The following is a 14,674-nucleotide window of genomic DNA, read 5'->3' as shown; positions in this document are numbered from 1 at the left end:
GAGCGACCGATTAGCCGGTCCAAAAACAACGGCCTTCGGCGCTATGCCTCTTCGTCGAAGCCGACAAACGTAGTAAATCTTTCGACCGTCTCGCGCGGAATTGCGAGTCTGTTGACCACTGAATCGTGGTCTGCGTAACCCAGCGACATACCGCACACCACGTCAAAGCCCGGTTCGAGTAAGAGATGCTCGGCGATGATGGTCTGATAGCGTGCAAACGACACTTGCGGGCACGTATCAAGGCCCCGAGCACGGGCTGCGATCATGACCGTCTGCAGAAAGAGACCATAGTCGAGCCAGCTGTGCTTTTTCAGTCTCGCATCGATGGTGAAGATCAGGCCGACCGGTGCCCCAAAGAAACCGAAGTTTCGGCCTGTGGCGCGGGCGCGACCGGCGACGTCTGCCTTGTCGATACCAAGGGCACCGTAGTATCGCGCGCCGAACTCCTCCTGCATCGGGCGATAAGCCTCCGGCATGGGGTCCGGAACATGCTGTAGCGGCGGATGCAAATCCGCGACATGGGCGCGCACAAGCGCCTCACTCAGCGACTCCTTGCTACGCCCACGCAGCACGTGAACTCGCCACGGTTGCATGTTCGAGTTGCTTGGCGCTGTGCGAGCGACATCGAGAATGTCTATGATGTCTTTCTGTGAGACTGCATCGGAACGGAAAACGCGAACGGCTTTCCGTGACCGGATAACCGAATCGACGACTTGAGCGTCCGAATGCATTTGATGACCGGTCTCCGCGGCGTTAGGGATATCTATATGCATAGTGCCCCCATGATGGCATAGCCAGAACATCAAGCGCGGTGAAAAGACTGCAAGATGGTCTTGAAGGAAACGGGACCGCCTAGCTTCGCACCTGCCTGCCGATGTCGAGTATCTGGGCCCGCAGCCACTGCAGCGCCGGGTCGTGGGCGTTTCGCGCATGCCACACCGCTCTGACCGCGGACTCCGGAGGCGGGTACGGCGTTGCCCGCGTTTTCAGCTCGCCGTAGCGCTCGAACTCGCGTCCCAATGGGGAAGGTACGACGGCGAACATCTCACTGTGACGCAGCAATGCAGGGATCGCCAGCGAATGAGCCACAGCGACCCTCAGCCGCGGTCGCGCCGATCCCTCTGGAAAGGCATCTTCCAACGCCTGCCGGTCGAACATTTCAGACTGCCGCGCCAAACCCCGTTCAACGATGAAGCCGCCGACGGCGCCCTCTTCCGCTCCACCGAGCGAGACGGCGACAAGTGGGTAGTTCAACAGGTCGTCGTGAGTGACTGTGCGCTCGCCAATGGGATGATCCTGACGCATCACCAGCACGTCTCTCTGCTGCCACACCATCATCGACTGAAAGCGCGGCGGCACCTCCGCAAAGATTCCAATGGCGATGTCGATCCGGCCGATGTCGATCTGTCCGGCGAGATCCAGCCGCGTGGACGGTCGTATCACGAGGTTCACCATCGGAGCTTCGGCGGCAAGTCTCTGACTGAGACGGCCGAGAAGAAGCATCGTGATGTAGTCGTTCGCCGCGACGACGAACTCACGTTCGGCAACATCCGGCCGGAACGGCTCGTCGCCCAGCGCCACTTGAATCTGGTGGAGGGCGCTGCGCAACGGGGCTGCCATCGCGACTGCGCGCGCGGTCGGCTCCATCCCTTTCGAGGTCCGGACAAACAGGTCATCCTCCAGTGCGTCCCGCAACCGCCCCAGCGCGTGACTCACGGCGGACTGGCTAAGATTCAACCGCTTTCCGGCGAGGACCAGATTGCGGTCCTCGAACACTGCGTCGAATACTCGCAAGAGATTAAGGTCGATCCGGCCGAGGTTCATGGTGTTAACTGGTTGGCGTTGCAGTCGCATCATTTTACTCGCGGTGACTCGTGCTTCGGCGACTGCACTGCCAAGGCATCGACACAGGAGGATTTGGGACGCGCCGGCGGCCGTTGACCGCATTTGGGACACCTCGTCCCGGTGGCCCAACGTATGACGAAATGGCGCAGTTCGAGGGTCAGCCCGGCAAAGGCATGGGGCTATAAGCGAGCAACGCGGATGCGGAGCGAAACAGCGGATTAACCCCTCTTTCGCCCCCGAGTTTCCATAAAACCAAGTATTAAGTTTAAAGATTTTCAATTTGCAGTCGATATATCGACTGAAGCCGCTCGTCGCCCAGATGACCACAATCTTGCATCGAAAAAATAACAAAGCACGGCACTATGACCACCTTATCGTCATTGAATGTAGGCTTTCCTCTAACGGCGGCGCCGTTATCGAGCACGGCGAACAGCCTTGCTTCGACAGCCGGCGTCGTAGCGGAAGATGCCGTCACCGAGACCGCGTCGACAGTTGTCACGATCCCCTACGCGGGCGTCGAATCACCCATCGTGTACACGCAGCACGGAACGCTGGCGAGCGCGGGACCGACCATCACCTGGGCTCACAGCAACACCGACGCCGTCTCTCTCGCGATGGCGGGCGATTACATGGCCGGCACGATGTCCGGGCAGTTCTACAATCTGGGAAGCGCTCTGCTCGATCGCTTCAAGACCACGGGTAGCAATTTCTCGCAGTCGGTCACGGTCGCTTCGGCGGGCGCAGCCGGCGGAGCTGGTGCAATCGGACTATCGGGGCAAAGTCCGCAAGGCGATATCAAACTGAGCGTTCAGACCGCGAGCGGCGTCAAGGTCGATATTGAAATGGACAGCGGGGACGGCACGCTGGCGGTCAGCGTAAAGAGCAGCGGGACGCTGAGCGGCACCGAGCGCAGCGCCCTGGCCAAGCTGGCCGATGGATTTCAGAAAGCAATCGATGGCCTCAGCGCTGTCCCACCGACGCTCGACATGAGCGGTCTGACGCAGTACGACACATCGGTATTGTCGTCCGTGAATATGCAGTTCGATGTGACAGGCGACGGCCCAAACAACGTGTCAGCCAATATCTCACTGGACAGTTCAGCGAGGAGCGTGAGCCTCACAGACTCCGCCGGCACGATCAATCTCAAGGTCGATACGAGCGATTCCGCAGTCTGGGGCTCGGGCGCGCAACGCGACCAGGCCATCGCAAGCTATCTGACGCAGTTCGACAACGCCAACGCGAAAGGGCACGGGAACACCGCGTTGATGTCAATGTTCAAAGACGCGTTCACGCAACTGAACAGCGACTATGGGACGTCGTCGCAGCAGCTTCCCGGTACGGCCTATGCGCCGTGGCTGGCGCAGTCGGATCACGCCATGTTGACCGGTCTGGCCGATTTCACCGGCTCGATGACCGATAACCCGGTGTCCTCGAATCCGATGCTGGTGAATCAAACGGATACTTTTTCCTATCAGGTCTCGCAGAGCACGCGAACCGGAGGCAATCTGCTGGACGGCAAAATTTCGCAAACGCAGCGATCGCATCTACAAGCGAGCTACCACCAGGCGCTAGCCGGCGGCACGCTACAACTCCGCAAATCGTTAGCGTCACAGAACTACGACTATGTGCAGCTCAACGACGACGCAAGCAGCACAGTCAACATCGCGACGAAACGCGGCAAACTACTTCAGGCGACGTTGAACCAGGCGTCCAATCAGTCTGTACGGCAATCCGAATACGTGAGAGGCGTGTTGGTGTCGGACGTCACCACGCCAACGAACACATCGGTTTCGAAAGATCTGCTTACGTTGCTGCAACCTTTGTTTGACGATAACCAGGCCGCACAGAACGGCAGCACCTGGCAACAGACGCTTTCGGGCATACACGGGATGGTTTTGCTAAACGCGAGTGCAAACTGAAATAGCCCGCGGCAACGGGCATCACTTCGGTCGCAGAGCGCTGGCTGACTCGCGCCCCGCGACCGGGCTTATCAATTGCCGCGATACATCACGCTGGCGCTATCAGCCGCGGCAGGCCCGCCAGACTGCGATCTGACCGATTCGTTACCGCCAACGCCACTGCTGTTTTCGTCTACCATGCTTGCCGGACTCACTGCCGCAGCCATCGTCTGAGCGCTTTGACTGCGTTGCATTGCAGGCTCGCCGACGTCGGGGCGATAGAAAGGTGCAGGGCCGTAACCGCTCGCAAACGCGGGAGCAGCCAACACGGCAGAGCTTGCGACTAATAGACCGACGATAAGTTTCACCTTCATAACGACTCCAATAATAAGTTTGTTGAATACTCGAATGCACCCGGATCAGGTCCATTTTCGGCGCGCTATTCAACGTTGATGCGAAGAGGCAAAGGGCTTGCCGCGCGCTGACAAAGAGGCTCAAACGAACAACGCATTTCCCTTTAAATGTGAGCAATATTGCTGACGCCGCGGCGAAAGCACGAAACCGGTCGTCGTTGTGCCCGCAGCTACAAATGCACGGGTTATGCCAAGTCCGATCCGTCCACCCGCTGACCGACCGTAACCACCTGAAAATAAACAGGAGTTGATCTCCGCCAGGAAGGTATTTGGTGAAATTGAAAAGCGGCGATGTCTGAATGTATCGAACGCTTTTTCGAGCCGCTGTTTGCGGCAATCCAACAGGGGTTCGACAGAAAATTTGGTTTTGCTTCGGTATCCCAGGGTGTGGGCGTACGCTCAGCTTCGCAATGACAAACTAAGCGTCTGCGTGGAGAAATCGATGAAACGAATCGCTCTATCTACGGTTTCGCTTGCGCTGCTCAGCGCAAGCGGCGCAGTCCATGCGCAAAGCAGCGTCACCCTAACGGCGTCATCGATGAAGCGTTTCAGTACGTGCACAACGCCGATCCGGCGGGCAACAACCTGTACCAGCTGGCTGGCGGCAACCTCCAGGGCAACCATCAGGCGCTGGGTTAAAGCCGTTTCCTCGCGTGCATTCAACATGTCTGAATCTTCCCTGTGGCTCCGAACGCTTCAACAGCGCTGTCCGGGTCACGCCTCCTCAGAGTTTCGACCTGGCCGGGCGAGCGGCCGTTGACAAACCAGGCGGACCCTCGACCCAATTCGACATCTACATCGGCTTTCACGATACGACGGCCCCCTCATCGACTCGCAAAGGAAGACGAGAGGTAGCGCCCCTTCCGCACCGGCTAATTCTCCGCTCATTTTGCAAACGCACAACGCTTCACAGCACAGCCTGATTCGCATATCGAATCACGCATCACTGGAGCGGAGCAATCATGCAAAACGACGGGAATACAGCCTTTCGGCCCTATGTTGACGCCTTACTCGATCAACTGGAAAACCAATCTGATCGTGCGGTATTGCGCTATCTCGATCATGACGTCACAGGCGGAACCCTGCGAAGCGCAATATTTCGCTATGCGCGGGCGCTTGCGGTGCATGGCATCGGCCGGGGCTCGCTGGTCGCACTGCTCGCACCCAATTGCCCAGACGCGCTTGCGATTCGCTACGCCGCAAACCTCCTTGGTTCGGCTACGATGTTCGTGCCTGCGTCTACGAATGCCGAACGGCGCGCAACCTTGCTGGCCCGCGTTCAACCGACGCTTCTCGTAGCCTTCCCGGAAACCCTTCACCTCATTCCCGCTGCGGTCGAGGGCCATGTGGTTTTCGTCGGCGTCGGTCCCGCGTCGTCGCGCCTGGACAAGCTCGCGCAAGTGCAGTCGGATCTGCCGTTACGCGGACGGCTGAAGCCCGATGACCTCGCGGTCGTCGTTTCGTCGGGCGGCACGACAGGTGTGCCGAAATGCAGCCGCCGGTCCTCCGCGACATATTCAACGATGGTCGGCGCAGCGGACGACAAGGACCGGCGTCAGCTTATCAATGGCCCGCTCGCCTACCTGTCGCAAGTGCTCGTCGACAACACGCTGATCGGCGGCGGTATGGTCGTGCTGAAGCGTCGGTACGACCCCGCGGAGACGCTCGCGACAATCGAATCGGATCGCATCACCGACGTGCTTCTCGTCGAGCCTCAGCTGTTCGAAACAATGGACCACCCGGACGTCGGCCGGCGCGACCTGTCGTCGCTGCGCTCCATTGCGCACATCGGCGGATCAGCGCCTGCGGTACTGCGGCAACGCGCGATCGCGCGTCTGGGTCCTGTGCTCACGCACATGTACGGTGCCAGCGAAACCGGTCTCGTCAGCATTCTGCCGCCATCCGCATACGAGGCGAATCCGGATCTGCTGGCTTGCGCGGGCCGCATTCGACCCGGCGTCGAGGTGCGTTTGCGTCGCGCCGATGGAACGCTGGCGCGCGCGGGACAGTGCGGAAACATTGAAGTCAGGTCGGACGCTGTGGCTGAAGGTTACTACCATCAGCCGGTCGAAGAAGCACAAAAGTTTCAGGACGGTTGGTGCCTGACCGGCGACGCCGGCTTCATCGACGAGGCTGCCAATCTGCACATTCTCGGCCGCGCGACCGATGTGGCGGAAATCGATGGACTGGCGATCGGCCCCACCGATATCGAAGATGCCCTGTGCCGCTTACCCGACGTTCGCTACGCCGTAGTGCTGGCCGCCGACCAGTCTGCCGACAAATATGGATGGAACGCGCTAATCGAACCGTGGGTTGCTGGGCAAGCAGACGTTGCGCGATGCATGCGCAGGCTCGACATCGTGCTCGGCCCTTTGGTCGCCAAGCGGATTCGTATCGTCGTGGCGGATCGCGTGCCGCTTACTGAACAGGGAAAAGCCGATCGCACCGCAATCGAAATGATCCTGCAAGGCGACCAGCGCTCCAATCGGTCGGCAATCTCGCCGCTGACCGGCGGCTGGGCGGCCGCCAGAATGCCGCCGTCAATGAACCCGAACCGGCCGCATGACGCACCCAACATTTTGTTTTCCTCATTTAGCGAACGCGTGAGGTGAACTGAATTGTCACGGCGATTCACCTGGAACATCTCAGGATTCATTTCGCCGATCCGTTCTTGCCGATATAGAGAGGAGTAGCAAATGCGTCACTATCAATGCAACAGTCCTGAGGCAGCCGGCCGCATCCTGGCGGCATGCCTGCTAACCGATGGACACCTCAGCCTCACGGAACTCGAGGCACTCGATCGTTGTGGCATGGAAAAGCGCCTGTTGTTGAATCGACACCGTCTGCTCTCGATCGTGCAAACGCTGTACGAAGACCTGACGCGCTCCGGATACCTGAGTTGGAGCGACGTATGTCACGTCGATCCCACGACGCTCGCCTGGCTCGCGGCTGATGTGCAGGACCGGCGACTCCGGCGCGACATCCTGGAGTTGTGCAGCGAGGCCGTCATGGCGGACTGCGGCCATTGCGATCGCGAAGCCGAATTCCTGAGACTGTTGCGCGACGCGTGGCAACTTCCGGCCCGTCCTGTCCGGCAAGATGCGCTAACGGGCACGTCCGCTTCGTAGCGTGCAAGGATTAGCAGGAAGATGATGGGGCATTCCGCGTCACCCCTTCTGACGTGACCTTCTGGAAGCCCGGATCAGCCGCCCATTCGGATCCGCCAGGCCATGCGCCGGATAATGCATGGCCTTTTGCATCGCCAGCCATATAATCTGCGGCATGGCTGCGAGGACGACTCGAGGTAAGTGTCATAACCCGTGCGATCGACGGAGGCCGGTTCCCCATGGATCACTATGTCTTTTCTGACGTTGTGCCTGTACTCCTTTATTCGGGTGCAGTGCTTGGGCCACATGTGCGCGAAGCCTGGCAGATCACTTTTGCCCGGAAGACTCACTTATCGCGATGCGGCCATTCCGCTCCACTATGTCCCTCGCGCAGGCGCGTTACGAGACTGCGGCGGCGTAGATGACGCTCTTCGGCACGCTTGCTCAGATCTGCCGGACGGCCCTATTCGGGCTCGGGCGAGAACTGGCGGCCTGGAAGCCTTCCGGGGCGCGCGCGACATTCGGGGCCGAAGCGATGCTCTCGGTCGCACTCTCTGTCGCGCTTGCCAACGCGTTGCATCTATCGGACACGTGGTGGGCTGCAATCAGCGGCTTCGCAGTCATGCAAACGAGTTTTGCCGGCTCCGTGCAGCGTGCCGCACACCGGATCATGGGCACGGTGATAGGCGCGGCGCTGGGAACCCTGGCGGGGCCCTGGATTGGTGACCGCCCGTGGCTGTTCGTGCCCGCGTTAGGGGTGATCGGCGCTGTCACGGTGTATCGAGCCAACGGGTCCAAAGCGGCCTACGCCTGGATTCTGAGCGGCGTGACAGCCCTGATGGTGACGTACGAAGCGCACAAGTTCGCGACCGTGCGGGCGACCGCAATATTCGCGGCGCTACGAGTCGCCGAGGTCGCGGTCGGAACACTTGCTTGTCTGCTGGTGGCGAGCGTGTTTCATTTCGGGCCGAAGTGGTACCGAAAGAACAGAACATCATTGGCGGCTTCAGTCGCTCGCGCTGCGGGCGATTCGGGCGTGCCTTCCGCTGCGATTTTGACGCCGCCATTGGAATCAGCGCGCTCGACCCGCATGCTGCTGTGCTTGCAGGCCGCGCTGTCCATCACAATCCTCGCCTCCCTGACTTACGTGCTGCATCTGCCCGGTTTCGCGCAGGCAATGGTCACGGCGATCGCCGTGCTGATCGTGCCGCCGGGGCTGGCAATAGACAGAACGCGGCAGCCGGTCATGGAAAAGATGGTGCAGCGCGTGGCCGGCTGTCTGCTGGCCGGTGCGATCGGTGTGGCGCTACTCCCTCTGATGCAGGGGCAAGCAATGCTCTGCATGCTCGCGCTGTCCATCGGCGTGTGGGCAGGATGTCACGTGCAAACGGGACGGGAAGGAGCAAGCTACGTGGGCCGGCAGTTCACCATCGCGTTCATCATGGTGTTTGTCCAGGATCATCATTGGTCAGCCGATCCGTTACCCGCGCTTATGCGGCTTTCCGGCATTCTCACCGGGATTGTTGTGTTGGCAGCGGTGATGCTCGTGACCAGCCGGCTGTATATTCCGCCTGTGCCTCAGGATGCCAGCCGTTAAGACTCGTATGCACTTCGTATTGAGCTGCGAGGTTCTGTCCGAGGTTCTTTTCGGCTGCGACAATACTTTTAGCGGTAAATCAGCGAGTCAACGCCGTTTTTCAGATCCGCCGAACCTGGCCTTCGCTGCACGTATCGTTTCGTCAAACGTCGCTTACCAATGATGCAACCGAAGGGGTCGCCGCATTTGCTGAAAGGCGTCAGCCTGAATATGAAGGTTGCTAGTTCGAATGACTCACCGCGCACCGGTCAGGAATCCGTGAATCTGCGCCACTACGGCCGCGCCCTCACCCACAGCCGACGCGACACGCTTCGTCGATCCTGAACGAACGTCGCCGATCGCGAAGACACCCTCGACGCTCGTCTGCAACGGCATGGAATGGACGCCCGCTTCCTCGAGATCGGTCCCCGTCAAGACGAACCCCTTACTGTCGAGCGACACGCTGCATGTCTTGAGCCATTCAGTATTCGGTTCCGCGCCGATGAATACGAACAGATGATGTGCCGTCATGCTTCCTTCAATGCCGCCGGCACCGCGGTAGTGCACGCGCTCGAGGCGTGCTGCCCCTTCGAGCGCGGTCAGTTCGATACGCGTATGGAGCGTCACGTTGGCCAGAGATGCGACACGTTCGGCCAGATAGTGCGACATGCTGTGTTCGAGACTCGCGCTGCGGATAAACATATGCACATGCTCGGCATGTGAGGCCAGAAACACCGCCGCTTGCCCCGCTGAATTACCGCCACCGACCAGCAACACCGGCTCCTTGCGGCACAGCCTTGCCTCGATTGGCGTAGCCCAGTAATAAACGCCACAGCGTTCGAAGCGCGGGAGATCCTCGACATCAGGTCGCCGATACTCCGCACCACAGGCGATGACCACAGTGCGTGTGGCAATGCGGCGGCCATCGGCAAGCTCTATGACAAGCGGTTGCTTATGGCAATACAACGCCTTGACCTCGCACGGAATGCCGATATGTGCACCGAACTTCTGCGCCTGGACAAACGCGCGGCCCGCGAGAGCCTGACCCGTGATACCGGTGGGAAAGCCCAGATAGTTCTCGATGCGTGCACTCGTACCGGCCTGGCCGCCGGGTGCGCGACAGTCGAGCGCCGCGACCGACAGTCCCTCGGATGCCGCGTATACGGCCGCCGCAAGTCCAGCCGGGCCTGCGCCGACAATCGCCACATCGTAGATGTGCGTCGGATCGAACTCGGGGATCAGTCCGAGGCAAGATGCGAGCTGCCCCTCGTCGGGATTTCGCAGCACAGTACCGTCCGGACAAACCACAAGTGGAAAGTCATCGGGCTGCGGCGTCAGGCGTTCGAGCAGCGCAATGGCTTCGGCATCCTGCTCGGCATCGAGCGTCATATTCGGAAAAGCATTGCGGCGCAGGAAATTCTGCAGCGCGCGCAGTTGTGGATGATTGGATGAGCCGACAAGAATCACCCCCTGTCCGCGCTCGATCACGAGGACACGCCGCAGAATCAGTGCGCGCATGATCTTTTCGCCAAGATCGGCTTCACTGATCATCATGGTGCTGAGTTCGTCGGGCCGCAACAACACCGCTTCGACATCTTCGACGACATGCGCGTCGACAACCGCGGGCTTGCTCGAGAGCTGGGTGACATCCGAGGTGAACTCGCCGCGCTGCGTATAGGTGTGAATGATCCGTTCGTGGCCGAGGCCATCGCGGCCGACTATCCGAACTTTGCCCGACAGCAGGACGAACATTCCGGGGCAGAGACTTCCCGCACGGTAGAGCAATTCGCCTTTGACGTAACGGGACAAGCTGCCGAAGCGGCGCACCTTGTCGACTTCCGCACCGGTGAGCACCGGAAACATCTGTTGGTAACGCGGGTGATCGCGCACGGCCGGGTCATCGGCGAATGCGTCGTCGATACGGCTTCCATCCGCGGAAGGCTGAGGGGAAGGCGTACCGCCTTCCGGCCCTGACTCGTTGCTCATCGCGGCTTCTCCTCCAATGCTGATGGGCGCCGCCATCGGTTGCCCGACAGTCACCGGTGCGCAGGGCAATGACGCGGCGCTATGACCGCCTACGCGATTGCAATGAAAAGAGTAATCGAGTTATTGCCGCCGGCCAAGAGTTCTTGTATTCGTTGTTTGAGTCCGCGTCGGACTCTATGGATGGGCATCAGCGCAAACCAGGACGGGTGGCCGTCATGGCCGCGTCCTGGTACCAGAAGAGACACCATCACCGCTCAGCGGCTATACATTGCATTCCAGTCCGCAGCCGACACACCACCACTCGACTGGGATGTGCTGCTCGATGCGCCACCGTAGTTGCTCGTCGATGCATTGCGCGCCGCCACCTTCGCTTCGGCGGCCTGGATTGCATCAGGATAGTGCGTCGGATCACCGTCGCCGACGTGATAACCCACACTCTCCAGTTGCACGAGTTCTGCGCGGACCTGCGCACGTGTCGTGTGCTCCGTCGATTGAGCGAACGACGCAGCGGGAATCACAAGAGCGCCGGCAATAAGGACTCCACGGATAAATGATTTCATGACAAACACCTCGATAAATGTTGGACCTGCCTGCGACAGAATCAGTTGTTTGAAGCGGTGAATGAAGTCTATGCTTCAACGTTGTCGGGGTTAACCCCAGATCAATCAAGACATCGTTTACCGGGTGCGCGTGAATGCACGCATCGACTGGCTCGCCATGCACGACTGAGCGTCCCGACTACATCCATTGCGATCTGATCGCGCCGCCCCGCGCGCCATCGATCGACATTGCTTTTCTGCGGTAGCATCATCACCACAACCCGGAGGCTCGAAATGACTGCGAAACCGCTGACGCTTGGCATCGATCACATCGGCTTGACCGTTCGTGATCTGAATCTCACTCGCGACTTTTTCATCAATTGTTTGGGATGGACGCAAATTGGCGAGAAGCCGGACTATCCGGCTGCATTCGTGTCTGACGGGCACGTGATGCTGACGCTGTGGGAAGTGCAGAATCAAGCGGGCCGCGTGGAATTCGACCGCAAAACGAACGTAGGCCTGCACCACCTGGCCCTGCGCGTCGGCAGTGAAGCAGCGCTCGACGACGTGTTCTCGAAGGTGTCCAAATGGCCTGGTGTCGAAGTTCAATTTGCACCCGAATCCTTGGGTGCCGGCCCAAAGCGGCACACGATGATTTTCGAACCGGGCGGAATTCGGCTCGAGTTCGACTTCGATCCACGAGTTGCGGCCGCCTGAGCGCGTACTGTTACCAAGATCTCGCCCGATGATCTTCTTGCCGACCCGGCATGCATCGCGGACTTTTAGTGAGACTCGACGGCTCAGTGCGGCAAGCGGTCCGCGACTTTCGCTACGCCCGCCGCAGCGCACACTTCGTCCTTGTCGCCGCCGGGTGCGCCGCCGATACCGAGCGCGCCCACTATCTCTCCGTTCACCTTGAACGCTACCGCACCCGGCAACGCCATGACGTTGTGCACGGTCGCGAGTTGCGGTGCGTACGGACTCGTCTTCATCAATTCGAAAAAGCCACTCGACCGGTCAAAGCCGAATTCCGGCCCTATGGTCACGACGGTGAACGCTTTACGCATGCTCGATTCAGCGGTGTGTACCGTGCTCCTGTCTCCGCGCAGTACCACTTGCGGCACGCCATCCATATCGAGCACCGTGGCGGTCACCCAGTAATGCTTCGTTTCACACACGCGTATCGCTTCTTTCGCCGCGTCGAGAGCGACGTCGAGGGGCAAGCTGTAGTGGTAGCCGGACGGCGGCGGTTCTTGCGCCTGAATTGCCGGCGACATGAGCGACGCAACACAGAGTGACGCGATCAGACTAAAACGTTTCATGATTACACCGTGCGGCGCCGCCATGGCACCGTTTGAACAGATCGATAAAGGGCAGTAGTGCGCACATAGAGCCTTGGTACAGGTTGGCTGATAAATCCGGCATGCGGTCCAAGCGAACTATAGAAGTCACGGTGGCTGTTTGGCACGACCCCTCGCCGAACAACAGTTTTGCCTCGATGGAATAAATGCTTCCGGGAAGACGTATCGGCTGTTTTCCGTACGCCACGGTCTCTCACGCCGCGGTGCGAACGAGGTCGTCATTCGCGCATTCATCGCCCAGATGGAAAAGGTCTTATGAACACGGTTGATGACTCCGTGTATCAAGTGTTGTTTGCATGGCTGCGTTTTTCCCCGACGAGAAAGTGCGTACTCTCCCATCACGCTCTGAGGAACCGCCATGGATATGTCCGTCACCCCTGCCCACACCGACGCAACCGCAACCGCGACCACGATTCGACTCGAATTGCATCCGGGATACAGCCGCGTATTCCAGCCGCGCGAACTCACTGTCGGGCTGATTCTGCCGTTGGAAACGCACCCCGGCATGCCGCATCCTACGATGCGCGACCACATTTCGATGGCGCAACGCGCGGAGAGCCTGGGCGTCGCGGCGTTATGGGCACGCGACATCCCGTTCTTCGATCCCGCTTATGGCGACACCGGGCAGATTTTCGAGCCGCTGATCTATATCGCGCACCTCGCCGCCGCAACGCGCAATATCACGCTCGGCACGACCGGCATCGTGCTGCCGATGCGCGAGCCGCTGCTGTTGGCGAAACAGGTCAACTCGCTCGATCAACTAACGGGCGGACGCGTTGTGATCGGCATGTCGAGTGGTGACCGGCCGTCGGAGTATCCCGCGTTCGGCATCGACTTCGAGACGCGCGGCGAACGGTTCAGAGACGCCTACGGTGTTTATCGGAATGTCAGCGAAAGCGCGTTCCCGCAATTCGCGTCGGCGCGCTTCGGACGATCGCTGGGTGCGCTGGATATGCTTCCCAAGCCGCCGTATGGCCGCACGCCCGCCATTGCCGTCGGCCGCTCGCAGCAAACGTTGCAGTGGATCGCCGAGAACATGGATGGTTACCTCGGGTTCGTACCGGATCCATCCGAGTTGCGCAGCTTTGCAGAAGAATGGCGCAGCCTCACACAGTCCACCGCCAACACGACTGCATTCAAACCACTCGCCTTTGGTGGTTTCCTTTATTTGCATCCGAAGCCCGATCATCCGTTCACACGAATTCGCGGTGGGTTCGCCATAGGCAGCCGTGCGTTGAGAGAGTTCCTCGAGCAGGCGCGCGACGCGGGCGTCAATCATGTTGCGCTCAACCCGCGGGTTACGCCGCGTCCGTATGTCGAGATACTCGATGAACTCGGCTCGATCGTACTCTCCGCTTTCCCTCCTCAATGACGGCCCCGTACGGCGCCGTTCTTCAGGATAACTTGACGGGCGTGGTTCCGAATGCAGCCTCGTCGGCGCTTAACGCTTGTGCGATCGACTCCCGCAAGAAATCAATCCATGTTCTGATCTTCGCGTCGAGGTACTGGCGCGATGCATAGACCGCGTAAATATTCAGAAGCTGAAGATGATAGTCGGGCAGCACTCTAATCAACGAGCCGGACTTGAACGCCGATCTTATCGTCAACGTCGGCAGCGCACCGATGCCCATGCCTTCGTGCAAGGCGGCCGCCATCGCATCGGGTACGTTGACCTTGAAGCGGGCGTTCTGCAACCGGAATTCACGCTCCCCAGGCCTGCGTCTTTTATCTCGATCGTAGCGGCACCGAGTCGAAATGTAGCCCGGCCGGTCCATCCGTCAGCAAAACCTGGACGCGCTCCGGGCTGTCGTCGCCATGCTCCTGCCGATCCTCGCGAGCGACGAGGTGGCCACGGGCGGCCGGACGTTACTCCGGCTGCTATGTCCGCGTCACTGTGTCGGGCGATCTTCCGACCATACGCTGGCGAGTGATGCGAACCTTCACACCTG

At 59.9% G+C, this 14,674-nt stretch carries 13 protein-coding genes and 1 pseudogene; 7 read left to right on the top strand and 7 right to left on the bottom strand.

Annotated features, from left to right (window positions below):
- Window positions 1–41 precede the first annotated feature (41 nt).
- Both B0G74_RS39880 and B0G74_RS39875 read right to left on the bottom strand, forming a co-directional pair.
- Window positions 42–731 carry a nitroreductase gene (locus B0G74_RS39880; protein ID WP_132382593.1) on the bottom strand — a complete coding sequence of 230 codons (690 nt, stop codon included), beginning with the start codon at window positions 729–731 and terminating at the stop codon, window positions 42–44.
- Between the two features lie 121 nt (window positions 732–852).
- On the bottom strand, window positions 853–1,824 hold the full coding sequence (locus tag B0G74_RS39875; protein ID WP_132383286.1) for a LysR family transcriptional regulator: 972 nt from the start codon (window positions 1,822–1,824) through the stop codon (window positions 853–855).
- A gap of 383 nt (window positions 1,825–2,207) precedes the next feature.
- Here B0G74_RS39875 and B0G74_RS39870 point away from each other — a divergent pair, with 383 nt between their 5' ends.
- Complete coding sequence (locus B0G74_RS39870) at window positions 2,208–3,764, top strand: hypothetical protein (RefSeq protein ID WP_132382591.1); 1,557 nt, start codon at window positions 2,208–2,210, stop codon at window positions 3,762–3,764.
- A gap of 71 nt (window positions 3,765–3,835) precedes the next feature.
- Here B0G74_RS39870 and B0G74_RS39865 read toward each other — a convergent pair whose 3' ends face one another.
- Window positions 3,836–4,117 carry a hypothetical protein gene (locus B0G74_RS39865; RefSeq protein ID WP_132382589.1) on the bottom strand — a complete coding sequence of 94 codons (282 nt, stop codon included), beginning with the start codon at window positions 4,115–4,117 and terminating at the stop codon, window positions 3,836–3,838.
- 481 nt (window positions 4,118–4,598) lie between these two features.
- On the opposite strand from B0G74_RS39865, the pseudogene B0G74_RS47210 reads away from it, so the two are divergent.
- From B0G74_RS47210 to B0G74_RS39845, 4 genes and pseudogenes are all read left to right on the top strand, one after another.
- Window positions 4,599–4,777 (top strand): annotated as a pseudogene (locus tag B0G74_RS47210) (porin); the annotation flags it as partial.
- 341 nt (window positions 4,778–5,118) lie between these two features.
- Complete coding sequence (locus B0G74_RS39855) at window positions 5,119–6,768, top strand: class I adenylate-forming enzyme family protein (protein WP_132382587.1); 1,650 nt, start codon at window positions 5,119–5,121, stop codon at window positions 6,766–6,768.
- A gap of 84 nt (window positions 6,769–6,852) precedes the next feature.
- Complete coding sequence (locus B0G74_RS39850; RefSeq protein ID WP_132382585.1) at window positions 6,853–7,284, top strand: TerB family tellurite resistance protein; 432 nt, start codon at window positions 6,853–6,855, stop codon at window positions 7,282–7,284.
- A 400-nt stretch (window positions 7,285–7,684) separates the two neighbouring features.
- Complete coding sequence (locus B0G74_RS39845; RefSeq protein WP_132382583.1) at window positions 7,685–8,860, top strand: FUSC family protein; 1,176 nt, start codon at window positions 7,685–7,687, stop codon at window positions 8,858–8,860.
- Window positions 8,861–9,094: 234 nt separating this feature from the next.
- Here the strand turns inward: B0G74_RS39845 and B0G74_RS39840 are convergent, their stop codons facing one another.
- Both B0G74_RS39840 and B0G74_RS39835 read right to left on the bottom strand, forming a co-directional pair.
- Window positions 9,095–10,825, bottom strand: a complete 1,731-nt coding sequence (locus tag B0G74_RS39840) for an FAD-dependent oxidoreductase (RefSeq protein ID WP_132382581.1) — start codon at window positions 10,823–10,825, stop codon at window positions 9,095–9,097.
- Window positions 10,826–11,079: 254 nt separating this feature from the next.
- Window positions 11,080–11,385 carry a DUF4148 domain-containing protein gene (locus B0G74_RS39835; RefSeq protein WP_132382579.1) on the bottom strand — a complete coding sequence of 102 codons (306 nt, stop codon included), beginning with the start codon at window positions 11,383–11,385 and terminating at the stop codon, window positions 11,080–11,082.
- A 273-nt stretch (window positions 11,386–11,658) separates the two neighbouring features.
- On the opposite strand from B0G74_RS39835, the gene B0G74_RS39830 reads away from it, so the two are divergent.
- Window positions 11,659–12,081, top strand: coding sequence for a VOC family protein (locus tag B0G74_RS39830; RefSeq protein WP_132383285.1), 423 nt, complete (start codon window positions 11,659–11,661; stop codon window positions 12,079–12,081).
- Window positions 12,082–12,164: 83 nt separating this feature from the next.
- Here the strand turns inward: B0G74_RS39830 and B0G74_RS39825 are convergent, their stop codons facing one another.
- On the bottom strand, window positions 12,165–12,686 hold the full coding sequence (locus B0G74_RS39825) for a heme-binding protein (protein WP_132382577.1): 522 nt from the start codon (window positions 12,684–12,686) through the stop codon (window positions 12,165–12,167).
- 397 nt (window positions 12,687–13,083) lie between these two features.
- Here B0G74_RS39825 and B0G74_RS39820 point away from each other — a divergent pair, with 397 nt between their 5' ends.
- Window positions 13,084–14,097 (top strand): TIGR03571 family LLM class oxidoreductase, encoded by a 1,014-nt coding sequence (locus B0G74_RS39820; protein ID WP_132382575.1) that lies wholly within the window; start codon window positions 13,084–13,086, stop codon window positions 14,095–14,097.
- A gap of 22 nt (window positions 14,098–14,119) precedes the next feature.
- Here B0G74_RS39820 and B0G74_RS39815 read toward each other — a convergent pair whose 3' ends face one another.
- The gene (locus B0G74_RS39815; RefSeq protein ID WP_132382573.1) at window positions 14,120–14,500 is read right to left on the bottom strand and encodes a LysR substrate-binding domain-containing protein; all 381 of its coding nucleotides are present in this window, start codon (window positions 14,498–14,500) and stop codon (window positions 14,120–14,122) included.
- Window positions 14,501–14,674: the final 174 nt, after the last annotated feature.

Source organism: Paraburkholderia sp. BL9I2N2 (genome assembly GCF_004339745.1).
Taxonomy (GTDB): domain Bacteria; phylum Pseudomonadota; class Gammaproteobacteria; order Burkholderiales; family Burkholderiaceae; genus Paraburkholderia.
This window is presented reverse-complemented; position numbering and strand designations above follow the sequence as displayed.

Excerpts from the sequence above, each read along its gene's own strand:
- B0G74_RS39820 (WP_132382575.1), top strand. The coding sequence starts at position 13,084 with ATGGATATGTCCGTCACCCCTGCCCACACCGACGCAACCGCAACCGCG.
- B0G74_RS39865 (WP_132382589.1), bottom strand. The coding sequence starts at position 4,117 with ATGAAGGTGAAACTTATCGTCGGTCTATTAGTCGCAAGCTCTGCCGTG.
- B0G74_RS39850 (WP_132382585.1), top strand. The coding sequence starts at position 6,853 with ATGCGTCACTATCAATGCAACAGTCCTGAGGCAGCCGGCCGCATCCTG.
- B0G74_RS39855 (WP_132382587.1), top strand. The coding sequence starts at position 5,119 with ATGCAAAACGACGGGAATACAGCCTTTCGGCCCTATGTTGACGCCTTA.
- B0G74_RS39835 (WP_132382579.1), bottom strand. The coding sequence starts at position 11,385 with ATGAAATCATTTATCCGTGGAGTCCTTATTGCCGGCGCTCTTGTGATT.
- B0G74_RS39875 (WP_132383286.1), bottom strand. The coding sequence starts at position 1,824 with ATGAACCTCGGCCGGATCGACCTTAATCTCTTGCGAGTATTCGACGCA.
- B0G74_RS39880 (WP_132382593.1), bottom strand. The coding sequence starts at position 731 with ATGCATTCGGACGCTCAAGTCGTCGATTCGGTTATCCGGTCACGGAAA.
- B0G74_RS39825 (WP_132382577.1), bottom strand. The coding sequence starts at position 12,686 with ATGAAACGTTTTAGTCTGATCGCGTCACTCTGTGTTGCGTCGCTCATG.
- B0G74_RS39870 (WP_132382591.1), top strand. The coding sequence starts at position 2,208 with ATGACCACCTTATCGTCATTGAATGTAGGCTTTCCTCTAACGGCGGCG.
- B0G74_RS39830 (WP_132383285.1), top strand. The coding sequence starts at position 11,659 with ATGACTGCGAAACCGCTGACGCTTGGCATCGATCACATCGGCTTGACC.
- B0G74_RS39840 (WP_132382581.1), bottom strand. The coding sequence starts at position 10,825 with ATGAGCAACGAGTCAGGGCCGGAAGGCGGTACGCCTTCCCCTCAGCCT.
- B0G74_RS39845 (WP_132382583.1), top strand. The coding sequence starts at position 7,685 with ATGACGCTCTTCGGCACGCTTGCTCAGATCTGCCGGACGGCCCTATTC.
- B0G74_RS39815 (WP_132382573.1), bottom strand. The coding sequence starts at position 14,500 with ATGGACCGGCCGGGCTACATTTCGACTCGGTGCCGCTACGATCGAGAT.